This window comes from Roseovarius salis (assembly GCF_044472985.1).
Taxonomy (GTDB): domain Bacteria; phylum Pseudomonadota; class Alphaproteobacteria; order Rhodobacterales; family Rhodobacteraceae; genus Roseovarius; species Roseovarius salis.
Genome location: NZ_JBISDG010000006.1, coordinates 93,844 through 114,882, shown reverse-complemented (window position 1 = coordinate 114,882; position 21,039 = coordinate 93,844). Strand labels below are relative to the sequence as shown.

Genomic DNA, 21,039 nt, shown 5'->3' with positions numbered 1-21,039 from the left:
AGCGCGGCGGGCGTGCGCAGCGTCACCTCGAGCACCGCCAGGCCGCCGCCGACCAGCGCCTCGGCCAGGGCGCGCGCATGGGCCACGTCCTCGATCACGAGAACGGGGATGACGGGGGCTGCGGCGCACAACTCGCGGCAGCGGCGGCTGGCCTCGGAAGGGATGATGGACATCGCGCTCACCCCCCGAACACGGAGGCGCCCGCATCGGGGGCGCCGACAGCCGCGCGGAAGGCCGCGAACAGCTCGCGCCCGGTGCCGTGGTGGCTGGCCGCAAGGTCGGGCGCCGCCGCGGGACGGTCGAGCACGCCGTCGGTCAGGATCTCCAGCGCGCCCGTCTCGCCGTCGACGCGCAGCCGATCACCGTCGCGCAGCCGGGCGATGGCGCCCCCGTCCAGCGCCTCGGGCGAGACGTGGATCGCCGCGGGCACCTTTCCCGATGCGCCCGACATCCGCCCGTCGGTGACCAGCGCAACCTTCTGGCCCCGGCCCTGCAGGATCGACAGTATGGGCGTGAGGCTATGCAGCTCGGGCATGCCATTGGCCCGCGGTCCCTGGTAGCGGACTACCACGACGACGTCGCCCTCGTCGAACGCACCGGCCTTGAACGCGGCCTTGACCGCCGCCTGGTCGTGAAAGACGCGCACCGGCGCCTCCACCACGCGGTGCTCGGGCGCGACGGCCGACACCTTCATCACCGCGGTGCCGAGATTGCCGGAAAGCCGCGTCAGCCCGCCGGTGGGCTGGAACGGGTCGGCGGCGGGGCGCAGGATGCGGTCATTGCCGGTCTCGCCCGCACCGGGACGCCATGTCAGGACCCCGTCATCGAGGACGGGTTCGCGCGTGTAATGGTGCAGCCCCTCGCCCGCGACAGTCCTGGTGTCGGGATGCAGCAAACCTGCGCCCAGCAACTCGCCGATCATGTAGCCAAGTCCCCCGGCTGCATGGAAATGGTTCACGTCCGCAAGCCCGTTGGGATAGACCCGCGCCAGCAGCGGGGTGACTGCCGAGAGATCCGAGAAATCCTGCCAGTCCAGCACGATACCGCCCATCCGGGCCATGGCCACGAGATGAATGAGCAGGTTGGTCGAACCGCCCGTCGCGTGCAGCCCGACGATGCCGTTGACGAAGGCGCGCTCGTCGAGGATGTCGCAAACCGGGGTATAGGCGTCTCCGAGCGCGCTGAGCGACAGCGCGCGCTGCGCCCCCGCGCGCGTCAGCGCGTCGCGCAGGCCGGTATTCGGCGTGACGAAGCTCGACCCCGGCAAGTGCAGCCCCATGAACTCCATCAACATCTGGTTGGTGTTGGCGGTGCCATAGAAGGTGCAGGTGCCGGGGCCGTGATAGGCCGCCATTTCCGCGCGCAGCAGCTCGGCCCGGTCCACTTCGCCGTTGGCGAATTTCTGGCGGACCTGTGCTTTCTCGTCATTGGACAGCCCGCTGGTCATCGGACCGGCGGGCAGGAACACAGCGGGCATGTGGCCGAAGGCCTGTGCCGCGATCACGAGCCCCGGCACGATCTTGTCGCAAACGCCAAGGAACACGGCCGCGTCGAAGGTGTTGTGCGACAGCGCCACGCCCGCGGCCATGGCGATCACGTCGCGGGAGAACAGGCTGAGCTCCATCCCCGGCTCGCCCTGCGTGACCCCGTCGCACATGGCCGGGACGCCCCCGGCCACCTGCGCGGTGCCCCCGGCCTCGCGCGCGGCCGCGCGGATCAGGCCGGGGAACCGTTCGAAGGGCTGGTGCGCCGACAGCATGTCGTTGTAGGCGGTGACAATGGCGAGGTTCCCGGCGTTACCCTCGGCCATCGCCTGCTGGTCCTCGCCGGCGCCGGCAAATGCGTGCGCCATGCCCGAGCACGACAGGTGGCCGCGCGCCGGCCCCTTCTGCCGCGCGGCGCGCATACGGTCCAGGTAATCGCCGCGCGTCGGCGCGCTGCGTTCGATGATCCGGTCCGTCACATCCCGGACCGTCTTGTTCAACGTCATTCCTTACCGCCCTCCCAGGGCCTGTTCGCGTCGATCTCCCGCCAGCGCCGCCCGTTCCTGTGCAACAGCATAAGCGCATCCTCCGGCCCGGAGCTACCCGGGTCATAGGGCTCGGGGGCGCGGGCCGAGTTTTCCCATTCCGCGATGATCGGGTCGATCCAGCGCCAGGCGGCCTCGACCTCGTCGCCGCGCATGAAGAGGGTCTGGTCGCCGCGGATCACGTCCATGATCAGCCGTTCATAGGCATCCTGCGGCACGCCGGCCTCGCCGAGGGCCTCGGCAAAGGTCATGTCGAGCGTGACCTCCGCCAGCCGCATGCCGCCCGGACCCGGTTCCTTGATTGTGGTGCGCAAGGTGATGCCCTCGTCGGGTTGCAGCCGGATGATGAGCGCATTGCCGCGCCGGCCCTCCATGTCGGGGAATATCATGTGGGGCGGATCACGGAACACCACCGCGATTTCCGAGCTGCGCGCGCGCAGCTTCTTGCCCGTGCGCAGGTAGAAAGGCGTTCCAGCCCACCGCCAGTTGGCGATGTTGACCTTCATCGCCACGAAACTCTCCGTGCGGCTGTGCGAATTCCCGGCATGTTCACGGTAGCCGTCCGTACCGTTCCCGCCGCGGTACTGCCCGCGCACGATATCCGATGGCCCAACGTGATCCAGCGCGCCGATCACCTTGCCCTTCTCGTCGCGCACGGCGTCGGGCTCGAATTTCGAGGGCGGCTCCATCGCGATCAGGCACAACAGCTGCATCAGATGGTTCTGGACCATGTCCCGCATGGCCCCGGAACGATCGTAGTAGGCGCCGCGCCCCTCGACTCCGACGCGCTCTGCCACGGTGATCTGGACGTGATCCACGTGCGTGGCGTTCCACAACGGCTCCCATAGCGAATTGGCAAAGCGCAGCGCCATCAGGTTCTGCACCGTCTCCTTTCCCAGGTAATGATCGATGCGATATATCTGGTGTTCCTCGAAACTTCGGCGCAGCTCCGCGTTGAGCGCGCACGCCGACCGCAGATCGTGGCCAAAGGGTTTTTCCACCACGATACGGCTTTCGGGCGTGGCGAGCCCGTGCCCCGAGAGCCGCTCGGCGATCGGGCCGAAAAGGGACGGCGCGACCGAGAGATAAAAGGCGCGCACGGCCTCGGGTCGCAGCGCCTGTGCCAGATCGTTCCATCCGGCCTCGCCGGTTGCATCGACCGCCATGTAATCGAGCCGGTGAAGGAACCGCGACAGCGTATCGTCATCGCGCGCCGCGCCGGGCGCGACCTCTGCCAACGTGTCGCGCACCGCGTCGCGGAACGCCTCGACGCTCATTTCCGAACGGGCGACCCCGATGATCCTGGCCTCTTGCGGCATCTGGCCGACGACGAAACGGTGGAAGAGGCCGGGCAGGATCTTGCGGCGCGCCAGATCCCCGGTCGCGCCGAACACGACCAGATCGAACGGCTCGACGGGGATGACGCGCGACACCATCGTTCAGACGGCCTTGCGCATGGGGCGCGTGGCATGCGTCACCTCGCCCATCCGGCGGCCGGTATCGATCATCCGGTTGGCAAAACCCCATTCGTTGTCATACCAGCTGACCACGCGTACCATGCCGTTTTCCGTCACCGCCGTCTGCGCCGCCGCGAAGCAGGAGGAATGAGCATCGTGGTTGAAGTCGACCGAAACCAGCGGTGCCTCCGTGTAATCCAGGACGCCGGCCAGCCGGCCCTCGGCGGCCTCGCGCATCTGGGCATTGACGGCCTCGACCGTCACCGCCTCACGAGGCATGAACACCAGGTCAACCACCGACACGTTGGGCGTGGGCACGCGAATTGCGGAGCCCTCGAGCCGGCCTTTCAGATGCGGCAAAACCTCTGAAATGGCCCGCGCCGCACCGGTCGAGGTGGGGATCATCGACATCGAGGCGGCACGCGCGCGGTAAAGATCCTTGTGATCGGTATCGTGGCTCGGCTGATCGCCCGTGAACGCGTGTACGGTGGTCATGTAACCGGTTTCGATGCCAAAGGCCTCGTCCATCACCTGCGCCACGGGGGCCAGACAGTTCGTCGTGCAGGACGCGTTCGAAACGATCAAGTCCTCGGGCGTCAGGTCGCCGTCATTGACGCCATAGACCACCGTGCGGTCCGCCCCCTTGCCCGGCGCCGAGATCAGCACCCGGCTGGACCCGTTCTCGAGATGGCGCGCAGCGGACTCGCGTGCCGTGAACAGCCCGGTGCATTCGAAGGCAACGTCGATGTCGTCCCATGACAGGTCGGCCGGGTCGCGTTCCGAGCTTACGCGGATGGAGCGGCCGTTCACGACCAGTTCGTTCTGCTCCACCCTTATATCCGCGTCGCACCGGCCATGTACGCTGTCATATGCCAGCAAGTGCGCGATATGGTCCAACGGGGCAAGGTCGTTGATGGCGGCGACCTCGACACCGGTTTCGCCGCGCTCCACAAGGGCGCGCAGAACGGCACGTCCGATGCGCCCGAAGCCGTTTATGCCAATCCGTAGTGTCATGTGCGTTTCCTTTCATCGTTCGGTTTTCACCTAGTTAGCGCTAACATATTTTCGGCGCCGCGTTGATCAAATCGCCGCGCCGCGCCTTGGACTTTCAAGCGGCGGCGCGCAGCACGTTCAACAGAACCTCGTTGGTCAGCTCGACCGGGTTTGCCTTCATCGAACTGGAAGATTGCGACCATTCCACGACCGCGGGGTACAGCTCGGCTGCCACCCCCATGCGATCCAGCCCCGGCAGCCCCTTTGCGGCGGCCCATCCGGCAAGGTCCGGCGTGCCGAGCGCCTGCTCGATCGCCTGCTCCACCTCGTCGAAACGGCCGATGGCCGCGCCGCCGGCGGCCGCGCGGTTCGCTGCAAGAACGTGTGGCAACAGTGCCCCGCAAACCGCGCCATGGGGAGCGCCCGGCACCATGCCGCCGATCACGCCGGCCAGACCATGCACCGCGCCCAGACCGGCATTCGAAAGGGCGATCCCGCCGCTCAGGCTGACGAAGGCCATTTCGTCGCGGGCGGATGTGTCCTCGTCCTCGGTCAGCCGTGCCAGCGCCCCAAGGCCGCGGGCAATCGCCGCACGGCAGATGGCATCGGTAAGCGGGGTCGCGCGACTGGACAGGTATGGTTCGATCACCTGCGTGATCGCGTCCAGCCCCGAGCCGAGCGTGACATCGCGGGGGGCGTTGTCGGTCAGCGCAGGGTCGACGAGCGCGATGTCGGGAACAAGCCGCGGGTCACGCAGGGACACCTTTCGCTCATGCTGCGGGACGCCGATCACCGCGTTGCGTGTCACCTCGGCACCCGTTCCGGCGGTCGTCGGGACGGCGAGGCAAGGCAGCGGCGCGTGCTCCAGCGGCAGCCCCCGACCGACCACCTCCAGATGATCCAGCGGATCGCGGCGGGCCGGCATCAAGCCGGCAGCCGCCTTGGCAAGGTCCATCGCCGCCCCGCCGCCAATGGCCACGACAACATCGGCATCCGCGGCGCGCGCGGCCTCTAGCGCATCGGACAGGATTGCCAGGTCGGGCTCGGCCGGGCAGGCATGGCAACTGACCGTAAGCGCAAGCGTCTCCGCCCCGGCCAGGAACGATCCCACGTGCCGCGCTGACGCGCCGTGGATGACAAGCACGTTCCGCCCCAGCGACGCCGCCAGCGCGGGCGCCTCGGCAAAGCGGCCGCGGCCGAACAGCACGCGCCGCGCGGTGGCAAAATCGAAGTGTTCCATCAGACCGTCATCGTCGCGGCGACCGCACGTTTCCAGCCATCGTATTTCGTGGCCCGCGTTGCGGCACACATGCGCGGCTCGAACCGCCGCTCCAGCGCCCATCCATTGGAAAACCCGTCCTGGTCGGGATAAACGCCCGCCTGCATGCCCGCCAGCCACGCGGCGCCGAGCGCAGTAGTTTCCAGCACGCGCGGGCGGTCCACTTGGGCGCCGATGATGTCGGCAAGAAACTGCATCGCCCAGTCCGACGCGCTCATTCCGCCATCCACGCGCAGGACCTGGCCTGCCCGTTCCTCCGTCCAGTCCGCCGCCATGGCCTCCAGCAGGTCGCGGGTCTGGTATCCCACGCTTTCCAGCGCGGCGCGGGCGAATTCCGCCGGGCCGGAATTGCGCGTGAGACCGTATATGGCACCGCGGCAATCGGCCTGCCAGTACGGCGCACCAAGCCCTGTGAAGGCCGGCACGAGGATAACGTTCTGGCCATCGTCGGCGCGTTCGGCCAAGGGCTGCGTTTCCGACGCTTCGCGGATGATCTTGAGCCCGTCGCGCAACCACTGCACCACCGCGCCGGCAATGAAGATCGACCCTTCGAGCGCATAGGTGGGCTTGCCATCCAGCTGGTAGGCAATGGTCGTCAAAAGCCGGTTCTTCGAGGCCACGGGCACCTCGCCCGTGTTCATCAGGGCAAAGCAGCCGGTGCCGTAGGTGGATTTCATCATGCCGGGCGAAAAACAGGCCTGACCGACTGTGGCGGCCTGCTGGTCGCCCGCGACACCCCGAATGGGTATTTCCCGGCCGAACAGATCCGGCCGCGTCGTGCCAAAGTCCGCGGCACAGTCACGCACTTCGGGTAGCATCCCGCGCGGAATGCCGAGAAGATCGCAGATCGTCGTGCTCCACCGGCCCTTGCGGATATCGTAGAGCAACGTGCGCGCGGCGTTGGTGGCGTCGGTGGCGTGCACCGCCCCGCCGGTCAGTTTCCAGATGAGGTAGCAATCGACCGTGCCGAAGAGCAGATCGCCCCTCTCCGCGCGGGCACGGGCGCCCTCGACGTTGTCGAGGATCCACGCCAGCTTGGTGCCGGAAAAATACGGGTCGAGCAGCAGCCCCGTGCGCTCGGTGATCATGGCTTCGTGGCCCGCCTCGCGCAAGCGGCGGCATGTATCGGCGGTACGGCGGTCCTGCCAGACGATGGCACGATGCACCGGCTCGCCGGTCTTACGGTCCCAGACGAGCGTCGTCTCGCGCTGGTTGGTGATCCCGATGGCCGCAATGTCGGCGGTCCGCACACCGCCGCGTTCGATCACCTCGCGGCAGGTTCCGGCCGTCGTCGCCCAGAGATCGGCGGGGTCGTGTTCCACCCAACCCGATGCGGGGTAATGCTGCTGGAATTCCTCCTGCGCCGTCGCGGCTATGCGCATTTCCCCGTCGAAAAGGATGGCCCGGCTGGAGGTCGTGCCCTGGTCGATGGCTAGAATGCTGGTCATGGCGGCCTGTTCGGGAGGTTGATCGTCCGGTTGGCGGCGGAATCGCCGTGATGGGTCGGCCGGGGCCCGAAGGCCCCGGCCCATGGTCAGGTCATTCCTGCCACGACTTGATCAGCTCGTCGTAGGAAACGGTCTTGGGTGTCTCTTCCTCGTTGGCGAGCTTGGCCTTCGGCGCGCCCGGCTGGCTGAGCCAGTACTCGGGATCACGCTCCTCGTTCAGCTGCGGGCCGAGATCACCTTGGATGCCCGCGCGTTCGAGCCGCATCAGCACCTGCTCCTGGTCCTCGCAGAGGCTGTCCAGCGCTTCCTTGGGCGTCTTTGCACCGGACATGGCATCGCCGATGTTCTGCCACCACAGCTGCGCCAGCTTGGGGTAATCCGGCACGTTGGTGCCCGTGGGCGACCAGCGCACGCGCGCCGGCGAACGGTAGAATTCCACCAGGCCGCCCAGCTTGGGCGCCCGTTCGGTGAAGCTCTCGTCGTTGATCGTCGACTCGCGGATGAAGGTCAGGCCGGTATGGCTCTTCTTCACGTCCACGGTCTTGGACGTCACGAACTGGGCATAGAGCCATGCGGCCTTGGCCCGGTCGACCGGCGTTGACTTCATCAGCGTCCACGATCCCGCGTCCTGATAGCCGACCTTCATGCCCTCTTCCCAGTACGCGCCATGCGGGCTGGGGGCCATGCGCCACTTGGGCGTGCCGTCCTCGTTGAGCACCGCGTCGGCCCCGTCGCCGACCATGGCGGCGGTGAAGGCGGTGTACCAGAACATCTGCTGGGCGATGTTGCCCTGCGCGGGCACCGGTCCGGCCTCGGAGAAGGTCATGCCGGCCGCGGCGGGGGGCGAGTACTTGTCAAGCCACTCGATCGCCTTGTCCACCGCGTAGACGGCGGCAGGGCTGTTGGTGGCTCCGCCCCGGTCCACGCAGGAGCCGACCGGCTGGCTGTTCTCGTTCACGCGGATGCCCCATTCATCGACGGGCAGGCCGTTGGGTTCGCCGGTGTCGCCCATGCCGGCCATGGACATCCAGGCATCGGTGTAACGCCAGCCGAGCGAGGGGTCCTTCTTGCCGTAGTCCATGTTGCCATAGACTTCCTCGTCAATGCCCATGTGGCTCATGTCGCGGCCAGTGAAGAACTCGGCAATATCCTCGTAGGCCGACCACGTGACCGGAACGCCCAGCTCGTAGCCGTACTCTTCCTCGAAATCGGCGCGGTTCTTTTCGTCCTGGAACCAGTCGTAGCGGAACCAGTACAGATTGGCGAACTGCTGGTCGGGCAGTTGGTAGAGCTTGCCATCCGGCCCGGTGGTGAAGGACGTACCGATGAAGTCGTCGATGTCCAGCCCGGGGTTGGTGACGTCCGCGCCCTCGCCGTCCATCCAGTCGGTCAGGTTGCGCACCTGCTGGTAGCGCCAGTGCGTGCCGATCAGGTCGGAGTCGTTGATGTAGGCGTCATAGATGTTCTGGCCCGACTGCATCTGCGTCTGCAGCTTTTCCACCACGTCGCCCTCGCCGATCAGGTCATGGGTGACGTTGATCCCCGTGATCGCGGAAAAGGCGGGCGCCAGCACCTTCGCCTCGTACTCGTGCGTGGCGATGGTTTCGGACACCACCTTGATATCCATGCCCCGGAACGGCTCGGCGGCATCGACGAACCACTGCATCTCCTCTTCCTGCGCGGCCCGGTCGAGCGAGGACAGACCGTCGATCTCCGTGTCGAGGAATTCCATCGCCTCTTCCATGCCGGCCACTGCCGCCCCGCCCGTCAGGCAGAGCGCCGTCGCCAGCGCGGTTGTCGTTCGTAGTGTCAGGTTCATTCTGATCCTCCCTTTCTGTCAGAACTTCTTTGGACATGGCGGACCCGCGCGCAGGCGGAGCCGCCGGTTGCAAACGCTCACACCCAGCGGAACACGGCCACCGCGTAGACGAGGCACACGACCAGCGCCCAGGGCTGGCTGGTGCCCACCAGCCCGAGCCATGCCAGGTTGATGAAGGCCGAGCCGAGCAGCGTGATGAACAGCCGGTCGCCGCGCGTCGTCTCGATGCGCAGGATGCCGGTGCGCGGGGTTTCGGGGTATTTCAGCCCGATAATGGTAAAGGCGATCAGCAGCGCGGCGATGATGCCGAAGAACGCCGCCGTGGGCCATGTCCATGCCATCCATGCCATGACGTTTCTCCCTCAGACCCGGCCCAGGGCGAAGCCCTTGGCGATGTAGTTGCGCACGAAGTAGATGACCAGCGCGCCGGGCACGATGGTCAGCACCCCGGCAGCCGCCAGCACGCCCCAGTCGAGCCCGCTTGCCGACACGGTGCGCGTCATCGTGGCGGCGATCGGCTTGGCCTCGACGCTGGTCAGCGTGCGGCTCAGCAGCAGCTCCACCCAGCTGAACATGAAGCAGAAGAACGCGGCCACGCCGATGCCCGACGCGATCAGCGGCATGAAGATCTTCACGAAGAACCGCGGGAACGAGTAGCCATCGATATAGGCGGTCTCGTCGATCTCCTTTGGCACGCCGCGCATGAACCCCTCGAGGATCCACACCGCCAGCGGCACGTTGAACAGGCAGTGCGCCAGCGCCACGGCGATATGCGTGTCGAAGAGCCCGACGCTGGAATAAAGCTGGAAGAAGGGCAACGCGAACACCGCGGGCGGCGCCATCCGGTTGGTCAGCAGCCAGAAGAACAGGTGCTTGTCCCCGATGAAGGAATAGCGGGAAAAGGCATACGCCGCCGGCAGCGCCACCGCGACAGAGATCACGGTATTCATCACCACGTAGATGAGCGAGTTGACGTAGCCCATGTACCATGACGGGTCGGTCAGGATCGTCACGTAGTTCTGAAATGTCAGGTCCCGCGGCCAGAGCGAGAATGTGCCGAGGATCTCGGTGTTGGTCTTCAGGCTCATGTTGACCAGCCAGTAGATCGGCAGCAGCAGGAAGACGAGATAAAGCGTCATCACCACGGCAGAGCCGTTCACCCGGAGCAACGAGCGTGCGCCACCATGCGAGAGGTTGCCGGGCGTGCGGGGGGTATCGGCGGTTGCGTCAGCCATGGCTCAGCGCCCCTCCTTGTCGAGATTGGTCATGACCGTGTAGAACACCCAGCTGATCAGCAGGATCACGAGGAAATACATGATCGAGAACGCCGCCGCGGGGCCGAGGTCGAACTGTCCGAGCGCCATCTTGACGAGGTCGATAGACAGGAAGGTCGTGGCGTTGCCGGGCCCGCCGCCGGTCAGCACGAAGGGCTCGGTGTAGATCTTGAAGCTGTCCATGAACCGCAGCAGGATCGCGATCGTCAGGACACCGCGCATCTTGGGCAGCTCGATGTAGCGGAAAACCTTCCAGCGGCTCGCCTGGTCGATCTTGGCGGCCTGGTAATAGGCATCGGGGATCGACACGAGGCCGGCGTAGGCCAGCAGGGCAACCAGCGACGTCCAGTGCCAGACATCCATCACGATGACCGTGATCCAGGCGTCGAGCGTGTCCTGCGTGTAGTTGTAATCGACACCCAGCTTGTCCAGCGTGTACCCCAGAAGTCCGATGTCGACACGGCCGAAGATCTGCCAGATCGTGCCGACGACGTTCCACGGGATCAGCAGGGGCAGCGACATCAGCACGAGACAGACGGAAACCCATATACCCTTCTTGGGCATGTTGAGCGCCACGAATATCCCCAGCGGCACCTGGATGGCGAGGATCACGGCCGAGAACAGTATCTGCCGTTGCAGCGCATTCCACATCCGATCGCTGTCGAGCAGGTCGCGGAACCACTGCAGCTTGTCCTCCAGCGGAAAGAATTCGCCCGCGAAAGCATCCTGAACCGCGTAGTTGACAACGGTCATGAGCGGGATGATGGCCGAGAAACACACCAGCACGAGAACCGGCAGGACGAACAGCCACCCCTTTTGATTGACGGTCTTTTCCTGCATCACGCGGCCTTTCCTTGCGGGTCCTGCGGGGCGACACGCCAGTCGTCGGCGTAGACGTTCACCCCCGCCGGGTCGAAATTGATACGGGTCAGGTCAGGGCCGATCTCGTCGCTTTCGCCCGCGATGACGTTGATCTCGGAGCCGAAACACTCCGCCCGGACGATCTTGTGCCGGCCGACATCCTCGACCCGCCGGATGCGCACCGGCAGCCCCCCGGAATCGGATAGCCGAACGTATTCCGGGCGCACCCCGATCTGGACGTTGCCGCCGGGCGTGCCGTACGCCCGGCCGAGATCGACCTCCGTGCCGTTGACGTAGGCCTTTTCCCCCTCGACCCGCGCCGGCAGAAGGTTCATGCCCGGCGACCCGATGAAATATCCCACGAACGTATGATCCGGCCGCTCGAACAGCTCCTCGGGGGTGCCGATCTGCACGACGCGCCCGTCATGCATGACCACCACCTTGTCCGCGAAGGTCAGCGCCTCGGTCTGGTCATGGGTGACGTAGATCATCGTGTGGCCGAACTTCTGGTGCAGCTGCTTGAGCTGGGTGCGCAGCTCCCACTTCATGTGCGGGTCGATCACGGTGAGCGGTTCGTCGAACAGCAGCGCGTTGACGTCCTCGCGCACCATGCCACGGCCGAGGCTGATCTTCTGCTTGGCGTCGGCCGTCAGCCCGCGCGCCTTGCGGTCGAGCACCGCCTCCATGCCGATCATCCGCGAGATTTCCTGCACGCGCTGCGCGACATAGGCCGCATCCGCACCCCGGTTCCTGAGCGGAAAGGCAAGGTTGTCGCGCACGCTCATCGTGTCGTAGACAACCGGGAACTGGAACACCTGCGCGATGTTGCGCTGCGCCGTCGCGGCGTCGGTGACGTCGACATCATCGAAAAGTATCCGGCCCTGGCTTGGGTGAAGCAGCCCCGATATGATGTTGAGCAGGGTCGACTTGCCGCAGCCCGATGCCCCGAGCAGCGCGTAAGCCTCGCCATCCCGCCAGTCGTGATTGAGCTCCTTGAGAGCGAAATCTTCCGGCCCGGACGGGTTGGGCAGGTAGGAATGGGCGAGGTTGTCGAGCGTGATCTTTGCCATCCCGTCTCTCCTTTCAGGCTGCCACGGCATAGGCCGCGGGGGCGACCAGCCGGCCCTGTTCGCTGAACACGTAGACATGCCGCGGATCGAGGTAGACGGTCAGATCATCGGCCAATCCGTTCTCGTGCACCCCGTGGATGAGCCCGACCCATCTTTCGCCGTGATGGTCCATGTGGATGAAGGTTTCCGACCCCGTGATCTCGGTCACCTGCAGGTGGGTCCTGAACTCCATCGCGTCGCTTGCATGTTTCTCGATCTCCAGGTGATTGGGCCGGAAGCCGGCGATGTAGCGCCCGTCTTCGAGACCCGCCAACTGCCCGCTCGCTGCCGCGGACTGGCCGTCGCCGAACATGATGCGCCCGCCGGTCTTGGAAATCTGCAGGAAGTTCATCGGCGGGTCGGAAAACACACGTGCCGTGGTGGCATCCACCGGCTGGCGGTAGACCTCCGGTGTCGGGCCGAACTGGGTCACCCGCCCCTCCCAGAGCGTCGCCGTATTTCCGCCGAGCAGCAGCGCCTCCTCGGGTTCCGTCGTGGCGTAGACGAAAATCGACCCGGAGGCCTCGAAAATCTTGGGGATTTCCTGCCGCAGTTCTTCGCGCAGCTTGTAGTCGAGGTTGGCCAGCGGTTCGTCGAGCAGCACCAGTCCGGCATCCTTGACCAGCGCCCGGGCCAGCGCGCAACGCTGCTGCTGTCCGCCCGACAACTCCAGCGGCGTGCGCTCCAGCATCGATCCCAGCTGCATCAACTCGGCCGTCTGGCGAACCGCGGCATCGATTTCAGATTTCGGCCGCCCCTTGAGCCGCATCGGCGAGGCAATGTTGTCATAGACTGTCATCGACGGGTAGTTGATGAACTGCTGGTAGACCATTGCCACGCCGCGGTCCTGCACGCGCCGGCCCGTGACATCCTCGCCGTCCCAGAGAATGCGCCCCGTCCACGGCGTGTCGAGCCCCGCCATCAGGCGCATCAGGGAGGTCTTGCCCGCCAGCGTCGGCCCGAGAAGGACATTCATGGTCCCCTTCTCGAGCGTGAGGTCGGTGGGGTGAATGTGGACTTCTCCCTCGACCTGCTTGGACACGTTTTCAAGAACGAGTGTCATCTGACTTCCTTCGTGGTATTCATTCGGCCGCCGCGGCAGCACCATTTCCGTTCCGGGCGGATTCCATCCAGCGGTCCAGCTCCTCGACCTGCCCCGCCTCCATCCTGAGGCCGAGTTTTGAGCGGCGCCAGAGCACGTCCTGCGCGTCGCGCGCATATTCGCGCGTCATCAGCCACGTCACCTCGCGCTCGGTCAGCGTCGCGCCGAAATCGCGCCCCAGATCACCTGCGATGGCCGCATCGCCCAGCAGCCCACGCGCCTCGGTTCCATAGGCACGCACAAGGCGCCGCGCCCAGAATTCCGTCAGGAAGGGATAGGCCGCGCGCAGGTCGGCGATCAGCCTTTCCACCTCGCCGACCTCGAAATCGCCGCCAGGCAACGGGGCACCGGCCGTCCACGCGCCCGACATGGCCGGAAAGAAGCGCGAAAGCTGCGACATCGCGCTTTCCGCGAGACGGCGATAGGTGGTTATCTTGCCGCCAAAGACATTGAGCAGGGGCGCCCCGTCGTCATCGACCTTGAGCACGTAATCCCGCGTTGCGGCCGTCGCGGACGTCGCCCCGTCATCATGCAGCGGCCGGACGCCGGAATAGGTCCATACGATGTCGTCGCGCGTGACCGGGCGCTCGAAATACTCCGACGCGAAGGCGCAAAGATAATCCTGTTCCTCGGGCGTGCATTCCGGCGGCTGCGATGGATCAAGGTGGTCGGCATCCGTCGTGCCGATCAGGGTGAAATCCGTCTCGTAGGGAATGGCGAATATGATCCGGCCGTCGCGCCCCTGGAAGAAATAGCACTTGTCATGGTCATAGAGCTTGCGCGTTACGATGTGGCTGCCGCGCACCAGCCGCACGCCCTCGCGGCTGTCGATCGCCGTCACCTCGTGGATCACGTCACCGACCCAGGGCCCGCCGGCATTCACCAGCGCCCGCGCATACCGCGTCATCCGCCGGCCCCCGTCACGCTCCTCCAGTGTCACGGCCCAAAGGTCGCCCTCGCGCCGCGCCTCCACGACCTTCGTCCGGGGCAGGATTTCCGCCCCCATCTCGGCCGCGTGCCGGGCGTTCAGCACGACCAGTCGTGAATCTTCGACCCAGCAGTCGGAATACTCGTAGGCGTGCTTGAACTTGGGCTTCAGGGGGGCGCCTTCGGGCGTGCCCCGCAGGTCGAGGCTCTTGGTTCCGGGCAGGATCTTGCGCCCGCCCAGCGTGTCGTAAAGCAGCAGGCCAAGACGGATCAGCCATGCCGGACGCCGCCCACGCATCCACGGCATCAACGTCTCCAGAACGCGCGAGGTCGGCGTGCCGCTCTCGAACCGCATCTCCTTGTGCCACGGCAGAACGAACCGCAGCGGCCAGCTGATATGGGGCATGGCCCGCAACAGCGTCTCGCGCTCGATCAGCGCCTCGCGCACCAGGCGGAACTCGAAGTACTCCAGGTAGCGCAGGCCGCCATGAAAAAGCTTCGTCGAGGAGGAAGAGGTTGCCGAGGCGAGATCCCCCATCTCGGCCAGAGTCACCGACAGGCCACGCCCCGCGGCATCGCGCGCAATACCACAACCGTTGATCCCCCCGCCGATGACGAACAGATCACACGCGTCGTCCTTGTGCGTTCCTCTTTCCAATTCCGGCCTCCTCCCGAATACCGCCAAGTCGAACCATAAGGAAGCGCGTTATGTCAACTTCTATTTTCGTTTTTATTCGCTATTGGCTCGGACAAGCTTTCGAATATAGATTATGTTTGGCGCTGACCGCTCAACTCGGCGAAACCGCACGCAGGGAGAAAGGGCAAATGTCCCAGACCTTTCGACAACCCGAGATCCTCGAGATTGCCCGTCGCGAGGGCAAGGTCGTCGTGGAGGACCTCGCCGAACGCTTCCACGTCACCGTGCAGACCATCCGCCGGGATCTGACGGAGCTCGCGGATGCCGGCAAGCTGGAGCGCGTCCATGGCGGCGCCGTCCTGCCGTCGGGGGTTTCGAACATCGGCTACGAGGACCGCCGCGGCCTGAACGAGGAGGCGAAACAGCGTATCGCCCGAACCTGCGCACGGGCGATGCCGGACAACGCGTCGGTGTTTCTCAATATCGGAACGTCGACCGAGGCGGTGGCGCGGGAATTGCGCCACCACCGCAACCTGATGGCGATAACCAACAACATGAACGTCGCCAACATCCTTGCCGGCAATTCCGATTGCGAGATCATCGTTGCCGGCGGAATCCTGCGCCGCTCGGACGGCGGTCTCGTGGGCAACCTGACGACCGCGACGATCGAGCAGTTCAAGTTCGACTACGCGGTGATCGGCTGCTCGGCGCTCGACGGGGACGGCGACCTGCTGGATTTCGACTTCCAGGAAGTGAACGTGAGCCAGACGATCATTCGTCAGGCGCGCGCCACCTTTCTCGTCGCGGATCACTCCAAGTTCCAGCGCCACGCCCCCGCGCGCATCGCGTCCTTGCGCGACATCGACACGTTTTTCACGGATCTTGAATTGACGCCGGAACTGGCCGCAAAGTGCCGCGAATGGCACACCGAGGTCGTGATCTGCAGCTAGGCGTGCGCGCCTTTATTCACCCCGGCAGCGCGGCGCAATCCTGCGGCCGCAGATGCAAATGGACATCCGCGCCGACGGGGAAAGGGTGTTCGTCGATCATGTTGATGGCCTGCAACTGCTGCTGTCCCGCGCGCACGAAGTACCGCACCGCCTGCCCCTGGTAGTCCACGGTTTCCACCTTTGCCGGCACGGACACCACCCCATCGGGCGCCGCCTCGGTCGACAGCACCAGCTTCTCGGCGCGAATCACCAGCTTGGCGGCACCCTCGCCGCTGATCTTGGGCGCCTTGGCGGCCGGGACCGTAATTGTGCCGAAGGTCGCCTCCTCCATCGTCACATCGCCCCCCGCTGCGGTGCAGCGCGCCGGAAGGATGTTCGACGCGCCCAGGAAATTCGCCACGAACTCGCTGGCCGGGGTGTTGTAGACCTCTTCGGGGGCACCGACCTGCTCGACCCGGCCCTCGGACATGACCACGATCTGATCCGACATCGCCAGCGCCTCGGACTGGTCGTGCGTCACGAACACGGTGGTAACGCCGATCTTGTCCTGTATCCGCTTCAGCTCGACCCGCATGTCCTCGCGCAGGTTGGCGTCAAGGGCCGAGAGCGGCTCGTCCAGCAACAGCACATCGGGCTCGATCACGATGGCACGCGCCAGCGCGATGCGCTGCTGCTGACCGCCTGACAATTCCTTGGGATAGCGCTCGCCAAGTTGCGGCAGCTGCACCAGCTCCAGCGCGTCCTGCACCCGTCTGGGGATCTCGGATTGCGCGACGTTGCGGTATTTCAGTCCGAAGGCGACGTTCTCGGCAACCGTCTTGTGCGGAAACAGCGCGTAGTTCTGGAAAACCAGACCCAGATTGCGCTTGTGAATGGGCACGTCGTTCACTCTTTTGCCGCCGATCATGATTTCGCCCTCGGTGGGGTCCAGCAGCCCGGCGATCATCCGCAGGTTCGTGGTCTTGCCGCATCCCGATGGTCCGAGAAGCGTCACGAACGCGCCCTCTTCGATCTCGAGCGAACTGCGGTGCACGGCGGTGAAGCTGCCGAACCGCTTCACGATGTTGTTCAATGTCACGGCGCTCATCGGCGGCCTCCTGCGGCGCAATTGTCCGGAAATCGGGCCACCCCCCGGCCGCACCGGGCCGGGGGGGGCGTATGGCTCTAGTAGCCTTTCTGAATCCGGCCGAATTTCTTCGACCACTCCTGCTCGTTCCCGTTCCAGTAGGCCGGGTCGGCAAAGGTGAGACCGTCGAGCTTGCCCGTGGGGTCGAAGGCCGGGAGATTGGGTATCTCGTCGCCCAGATCGACCTTTTGCGGGTCGAGCGCCGGCGGGTAGTTCTGCCCCTCCGCCACGGCGATCGCCGTTTGCGGCTCCAGCATGAAGTTCAGCAGTTCCTCGCAGGCCTCCATCGGGCTGCCCTTGATGACGAACATGCATTCCTGCCAGCCATAGCCGTTCGGCGGGTCCATGTAGCCGATGTCGTGGCCCTGCTCCTGCAGCGCGTAGATCCGGCCGGACCAGCCCTCGGTGACATAGATCTCTTCCTCGGCCAGCAGGCTCATCAGTTCCGCGCCCGACCCCCAGTACTTCAGGCTGAGGTCGCGGTGGGTGCGGATCGCATCCCAGATCGCCTCCATGTCGGTGGCGTTGTTTGGGTCCTGCCCTGTCTGCAGCGCGCCGAACCAGATGCGCGTGCGCCAGTCGCCCCAGCCGCCGATCTTGCCCTTGAGCTTCTCGTCGATGAGGATGCGCGCACCCTTTTCCTGCATCTCCTCGTCGGAGACGTAATTGCGGTTATAGGCCAGCCCGGTGGTCCCGTAGTCGTACGGCACGCAGCTCAGCTTGCCGTCCGTCACGTTGCGGAACACATCGATCAGCTTTGGGATCACGTATTGCAGGTTGGGAATGTTGTCCTCGTTCAGCACCGTGCTGAGGCCCAGATTGTGGTAGCGCGCGTAGTCGAACACGCCCGAAAGGTGCGCGATGTTGTACTCGCCTTCCTGGCTGGCCTTCACGCGGCTGAGGTATTCGTCACCCCCGCCAAAGGTGCCATCGACCACCTCGATGCCGGTTTCCTTCTCGAAGGGCTCGAACGCGTTTTCACGCAGTGCCTCGGACACGACGCCGCCCCAGCCGTCGAAACGGACTTCGCTGACGGTCGCGGCGTTGGCGAACTTGGCGAACGGTGTCTGCACGCCATAGGCCAGACCGGCGGCGCCGAGCAGGCCGAGGAACTTGCGCCGTTCGAGGTCACCGTTCATGTACCGCTCGCGCAGCCGCTCGTAGCGGGTGGTATTGTCCATCTTTCTGGTCATCGTGGGTCTCCTTGTTGGTTTCGGTTGGGTGTTGCAGGCGGTTGTCAGGTCCCGCTCTTCTTGGCGACCTGCCGGGCGATTGCCATCCCCAGCAGGGGAAGTCCGACGGTCATCAGGATCATGACCGTACCAAGCGCGTTGATTTCGGGCGATATGGAATTGCGCAGCATGGCGAAAATCTGGGTGGGAACCGTCTCGACGCCGCCCGGCTTCCAGAACAGCGTGCCCGTTATATCATCGAAACTTATCGTGAAGGCGAAAAGCGCCCCGGCCAGAACCGCCGGCAGCATCAGGGGCAGCGTGATCTCGAAGAATGTCTGCCGCGGCGAGGCACCGAGGCTCATCGCCGCCTCCTCCACGTCGCGCTTGATCGCCACCAGGCGGGCCTGCACCACGAGAATGACGAACGGCAACGTAAAGATCACGTGCCCGGCCAGCAGCAGCGTGAAGCTCTTGTTCACGTTCAGGAAATTGAGAAACAGCAGCAGCGCCACCGCCAGCACCACCTCGGGCACCAGTATCGGCGCGATGAGCAGCGTGGATATCAGGTTCGACCCGGGCACCCGGTAACGGATCAGCGCGAGGCTCGCCAGAACGCCAAGCGTGGTCGAGATCGCCGCCGTCAGCAGCCCCAGCACGATCGACGTGCGGAAGGCCCGCAGGATCGCCTCGTTCTGCGCCAGCTCCACGAACCAGCGGAAGGAAAAGCCCGTCATCGGGAAGCTGCCGAACTGGCTGGCGTTGAAGCTCAGCAATACCACGACAGCGACGGGCAGGAACATGAAGATGTAGACCAGGAAGGTCCAGATACGCACGAGGTTCCACGGCATCAGCCCAGCCCCTTCATCAGCTGGGCCATGCCCAGGTAGCGGTTGTAGATCAGCACGAGCGTCCCCAGCACCGCCAGCAGCATCAGGCTGAGCGCACTGCCGAGCGGCCAGTTGAGCTGCGTGATGATCGCCTCGAAGACGAGATTGGCGAACATCGCGTCCGTCGGCCCGCCGAGGATCAGCGGCGTGATGTAGGTGCCGGCCCCCAGCACGAAACACAGCAGCCCCCCGGCGGCCAGCCCCGGCAGCGACAGCGGCAGGGTCACCTGCAGGAACGCCTGCCACCTCGTGGCGCCCAGCGAATTCGCCGCGTCCTCGAGGTTGGTATCGATGCCATCAAGGCTGACGAAGACGTTGAGCACCATGAAGGGCAGCAGGAAATGCACCAGGCCCAGTATGACCGTCGTTTCATTGTACAGCATCTGGATCGGCTCATCGATCACCCCGATCCAGATAAAGAAGGTGTTGATCGCACCGGAAACTCCGAGGATGTTGATCCAGCTCATCGTGCGGATGATGTAGCTGATCCAGAAGGGCAGCATCAGCAGAAGCAGCAGGATCGCCTTGTTGCCTTTGGACCGCGCGATGAAATAGGCCGCCGGGTATCCCATGAGGGCGCAGACAAGCGTGGTGATCGCCGCGATCTTGAGGGTGTTGAGCAGGATGTCACGATAGAACCTGTCGGTCAGCACCTCCTGCCAGTTGTCGAGGTAGAACCCGACCTGGTCGGCCCCCGTGGCCGTCCGCAGCCAGAACGAATACACCACGATGAACAGCAGCGGCACGAACAGCAGGAACGTGACGGCTGTCAATGCCGGTGACAGCAATATCCACGGCTGTCGTGCCTCACGGGCTTCAACCGACATGCATCTCCCCTTTTGGTTGGCGCCCCGTTTCCGGAGGGGCTTGGCACCACGATGCAAAGCTGGCCGCCAGTGTTCAAATAGTTAATCGAAATTCGGGCCATAGATGAGAATTATGTCACTGCTCAAAAATAGAGCCCGAACCGATGCTGCCAGTATCCATGGTCCGGTGATGGCGGGAGGGGCGAATGCCCACGTCAACCGCCGGGCATGGGCCGCCGCGGCTCGGACCGCGACCCGGTTAGCGCAAGGATGTACGGCAAAGCCGGTGGGCGCTGACACAGTTCTGGCGGCTCCTGCGACCGCGTGGCATGAAATCCCACGGCTAGGTCGAGCCCGGTCGATCCTGGCCGTCGCAATGCGCCAGCCCGGCCAACCGGGCCCGCGGATACCGCGCCAGCACCGTCATCACCGCGTCACGGGCGCGCGCGCCCTCCCAGTCATCGGGCAAAAGCGCGTCCTGCAGCCCGCCGTGCCGCAGGCGCAGACGGCGCCAGTGATGGAGGGTCAAAAGGCGGATCACCGTCCTGTCCAGCGCGTCGGAGGGCACCGCCCCCTCGCAAACGCGGGACACGACCTCGTGCAATGCCGCGTACCCTGCGCGCATGTCATCATCCAGCACGAACCCCTGCAACCAGGACGGCACTGACCGCGGGCAGAAAGCCACGCCGACCATCTCGCCGGAACATGCCTCCGGCTCCCCCTCTATCAAGGCGGCGCGCGGCCCCAGTATCAACGCCCCTTGCGGCAGGGCCTCCGCGAACTCGGCGGCGGACCGCCCCGGGTCGCCAAGAACAAGCGCGGGCGTTCTGTCGCGCACGGGATCGGGCGAATAGATAGTGGCACGCACCGCCTGCGTCTGCTGCCAGCCCAGATCGGACAGGAAATAGGCCGATGTCCGTCCCTGCCGTTCGCTCTCGATCCAGCCGTCACGCCGCAGCCTGTGGATGGCCACCCGCGCGGCCTGCCCAGTGATGCCCATCCGGTTGAGAAGCCGGTTGAGGAGCTGGCTGCCGATCCGGTCCCGGCGCGACTGGCACAAATCACCCATCACCGTGACGATCACGGACCAGACCTTGATCGGCCCGGACTGCACAAGCATTTCTATTTTTTCATCTGTGCCAATAGGTTGCATGACCCGA

General features: G+C 65.2%; 18 protein-coding genes and 1 pseudogene. 1 reads left to right on the top strand and 18 read right to left on the bottom strand.

Annotation, left to right across the window (positions count from 1 at the left end):
- The 13 genes and pseudogenes from ACH13J_RS03865 to glpD form a co-directional block, all read right to left on the bottom strand.
- Positions 1-173 (bottom strand): annotated as a pseudogene (locus ACH13J_RS03865) (keto-deoxy-phosphogluconate aldolase); the annotation flags it as partial.
- Between the two features lie 5 nt (positions 174-178).
- Positions 179-1,990, bottom strand: a complete 1,812-nt coding sequence (gene edd / locus ACH13J_RS03860) for a phosphogluconate dehydratase (protein WP_397541995.1) — start codon at positions 1,988-1,990, stop codon at positions 179-181.
- Entirely contained in the window at positions 1,987-3,465 is a 1,479-nt protein-coding gene (gene zwf / locus ACH13J_RS03855) for a glucose-6-phosphate dehydrogenase (protein WP_397541994.1), read from the bottom strand. Before zwf ends, edd begins: the two co-directional genes overlap by 4 nt.
- A 3-nt stretch (positions 3,466-3,468) precedes the next feature.
- Positions 3,469-4,500, bottom strand: coding sequence for a type I glyceraldehyde-3-phosphate dehydrogenase (gap, locus tag ACH13J_RS03850; protein ID WP_397541993.1), 1,032 nt, complete (start codon positions 4,498-4,500; stop codon positions 3,469-3,471).
- A gap of 94 nt (positions 4,501-4,594) precedes the next feature.
- Positions 4,595-5,719, bottom strand: a complete 1,125-nt coding sequence (locus ACH13J_RS03845) for an iron-containing alcohol dehydrogenase (protein WP_397541992.1) — start codon at positions 5,717-5,719, stop codon at positions 4,595-4,597.
- Positions 5,719-7,206, bottom strand: a complete 1,488-nt coding sequence (gene glpK / locus ACH13J_RS03840; protein WP_397541991.1) for a glycerol kinase GlpK — start codon at positions 7,204-7,206, stop codon at positions 5,719-5,721. Before glpK ends, ACH13J_RS03845 begins: the two co-directional genes overlap by 1 nt.
- Before the next feature lie 91 nt (positions 7,207-7,297).
- On the bottom strand, positions 7,298-9,025 hold the full coding sequence (locus ACH13J_RS03835) for an extracellular solute-binding protein (RefSeq protein ID WP_397541990.1): 1,728 nt from the start codon (positions 9,023-9,025) through the stop codon (positions 7,298-7,300).
- A 77-nt stretch (positions 9,026-9,102) separates the two neighbouring features.
- Entirely contained in the window at positions 9,103-9,375 is a 273-nt protein-coding gene (locus ACH13J_RS03830; protein ID WP_397541989.1) for a DUF2160 domain-containing protein, read from the bottom strand.
- Between the two features lie 12 nt (positions 9,376-9,387).
- The gene (locus ACH13J_RS03825) at positions 9,388-10,260 is read right to left on the bottom strand and encodes an ABC transporter permease subunit (RefSeq protein WP_397541988.1); all 873 of its coding nucleotides are present in this window, start codon (positions 10,258-10,260) and stop codon (positions 9,388-9,390) included.
- A gap of 3 nt (positions 10,261-10,263) precedes the next feature.
- Complete coding sequence (locus tag ACH13J_RS03820) at positions 10,264-11,139, bottom strand: ABC transporter permease subunit (RefSeq protein WP_397541987.1); 876 nt, start codon at positions 11,137-11,139, stop codon at positions 10,264-10,266.
- The gene (locus tag ACH13J_RS03815; RefSeq protein WP_397541986.1) at positions 11,139-12,230 is read right to left on the bottom strand and encodes an ATP-binding cassette domain-containing protein; all 1,092 of its coding nucleotides are present in this window, start codon (positions 12,228-12,230) and stop codon (positions 11,139-11,141) included. The genes ACH13J_RS03820 and ACH13J_RS03815 overlap by 1 nt, the downstream gene beginning before the upstream one ends.
- A gap of 13 nt (positions 12,231-12,243) precedes the next feature.
- Complete coding sequence (locus tag ACH13J_RS03810; RefSeq protein ID WP_397541985.1) at positions 12,244-13,332, bottom strand: ATP-binding cassette domain-containing protein; 1,089 nt, start codon at positions 13,330-13,332, stop codon at positions 12,244-12,246.
- A 19-nt stretch (positions 13,333-13,351) separates the two neighbouring features.
- Complete coding sequence (glpD, locus tag ACH13J_RS03805) at positions 13,352-14,956, bottom strand: glycerol-3-phosphate dehydrogenase (RefSeq protein ID WP_397541984.1); 1,605 nt, start codon at positions 14,954-14,956, stop codon at positions 13,352-13,354.
- 167 nt (positions 14,957-15,123) lie between these two features.
- Between glpD and ACH13J_RS03800 the strand changes: the two genes are divergently transcribed.
- Positions 15,124-15,885 (top strand): DeoR family transcriptional regulator, encoded by a 762-nt coding sequence (locus tag ACH13J_RS03800; protein WP_397541983.1) that lies wholly within the window; start codon positions 15,124-15,126, stop codon positions 15,883-15,885.
- Between the two features lie 16 nt (positions 15,886-15,901).
- Here the strand turns inward: ACH13J_RS03800 and ACH13J_RS03795 are convergent, their stop codons facing one another.
- The 5 genes from ACH13J_RS03795 to ACH13J_RS03775 all read right to left on the bottom strand — a co-directional run bounded on the left by ACH13J_RS03795 (position 15,902) and on the right by ACH13J_RS03775 (position 20,999).
- The gene (locus ACH13J_RS03795; protein ID WP_397541982.1) at positions 15,902-16,972 is read right to left on the bottom strand and encodes a polyamine ABC transporter ATP-binding protein; all 1,071 of its coding nucleotides are present in this window, start codon (positions 16,970-16,972) and stop codon (positions 15,902-15,904) included.
- Between the two features lie 77 nt (positions 16,973-17,049).
- Positions 17,050-18,192 (bottom strand): extracellular solute-binding protein, encoded by a 1,143-nt coding sequence (locus ACH13J_RS03790; protein ID WP_397541997.1) that lies wholly within the window; start codon positions 18,190-18,192, stop codon positions 17,050-17,052.
- 56 nt (positions 18,193-18,248) lie between these two features.
- Positions 18,249-19,034: an ABC transporter permease subunit gene (locus tag ACH13J_RS03785; protein ID WP_397541981.1), complete on the bottom strand. Its 786-nt coding sequence runs from the start codon at positions 19,032-19,034 to the stop codon at positions 18,249-18,251.
- On the bottom strand, positions 19,034-19,900 hold the full coding sequence (locus ACH13J_RS03780; protein WP_397541980.1) for an ABC transporter permease: 867 nt from the start codon (positions 19,898-19,900) through the stop codon (positions 19,034-19,036). Before ACH13J_RS03780 ends, ACH13J_RS03785 begins: the two co-directional genes overlap by 1 nt.
- 322 nt (positions 19,901-20,222) lie before the next feature.
- Positions 20,223-20,999, bottom strand: a complete 777-nt coding sequence (locus ACH13J_RS03775) for a PaaX family transcriptional regulator C-terminal domain-containing protein (RefSeq protein ID WP_397541979.1) — start codon at positions 20,997-20,999, stop codon at positions 20,223-20,225.
- Positions 21,000-21,039 lie beyond the last annotated feature (40 nt).

Coding starts and splice junctions, on each gene's coding strand:
- edd (WP_397541995.1), bottom strand. CDS start 1,990: ATGACGTTGAACAAGACGGTCCGGGATGTGACGGACCGGATCATCGAA.
- zwf (WP_397541994.1), bottom strand. CDS start 3,465: ATGGTGTCGCGCGTCATCCCCGTCGAGCCGTTCGATCTGGTCGTGTTC.
- gap (WP_397541993.1), bottom strand. CDS start 4,500: ATGACACTACGGATTGGCATAAACGGCTTCGGGCGCATCGGACGTGCC.
- ACH13J_RS03845 (WP_397541992.1), bottom strand. CDS start 5,719: ATGGAACACTTCGATTTTGCCACCGCGCGGCGCGTGCTGTTCGGCCGC.
- glpK (WP_397541991.1), bottom strand. CDS start 7,206: ATGACCAGCATTCTAGCCATCGACCAGGGCACGACCTCCAGCCGGGCC.
- ACH13J_RS03835 (WP_397541990.1), bottom strand. CDS start 9,025: ATGAACCTGACACTACGAACGACAACCGCGCTGGCGACGGCGCTCTGC.
- ACH13J_RS03830 (WP_397541989.1), bottom strand. CDS start 9,375: ATGGCATGGATGGCATGGACATGGCCCACGGCGGCGTTCTTCGGCATC.
- ACH13J_RS03825 (WP_397541988.1), bottom strand. CDS start 10,260: ATGGCTGACGCAACCGCCGATACCCCCCGCACGCCCGGCAACCTCTCG.
- ACH13J_RS03820 (WP_397541987.1), bottom strand. CDS start 11,139: ATGCAGGAAAAGACCGTCAATCAAAAGGGGTGGCTGTTCGTCCTGCCG.
- ACH13J_RS03815 (WP_397541986.1), bottom strand. CDS start 12,230: ATGGCAAAGATCACGCTCGACAACCTCGCCCATTCCTACCTGCCCAAC.
- ACH13J_RS03810 (WP_397541985.1), bottom strand. CDS start 13,332: ATGACACTCGTTCTTGAAAACGTGTCCAAGCAGGTCGAGGGAGAAGTC.
- ACH13J_RS03800 (WP_397541983.1), top strand. CDS start 15,124: ATGTCCCAGACCTTTCGACAACCCGAGATCCTCGAGATTGCCCGTCGC.
- ACH13J_RS03795 (WP_397541982.1), bottom strand. CDS start 16,972: ATGAGCGCCGTGACATTGAACAACATCGTGAAGCGGTTCGGCAGCTTC.
- ACH13J_RS03790 (WP_397541997.1), bottom strand. CDS start 18,192: ATGGACAATACCACCCGCTACGAGCGGCTGCGCGAGCGGTACATGAAC.
- ACH13J_RS03785 (WP_397541981.1), bottom strand. CDS start 19,034: ATGCCGTGGAACCTCGTGCGTATCTGGACCTTCCTGGTCTACATCTTC.
- ACH13J_RS03780 (WP_397541980.1), bottom strand. CDS start 19,900: ATGTCGGTTGAAGCCCGTGAGGCACGACAGCCGTGGATATTGCTGTCA.
- ACH13J_RS03775 (WP_397541979.1), bottom strand. CDS start 20,999: ATGCTTGTGCAGTCCGGGCCGATCAAGGTCTGGTCCGTGATCGTCACG.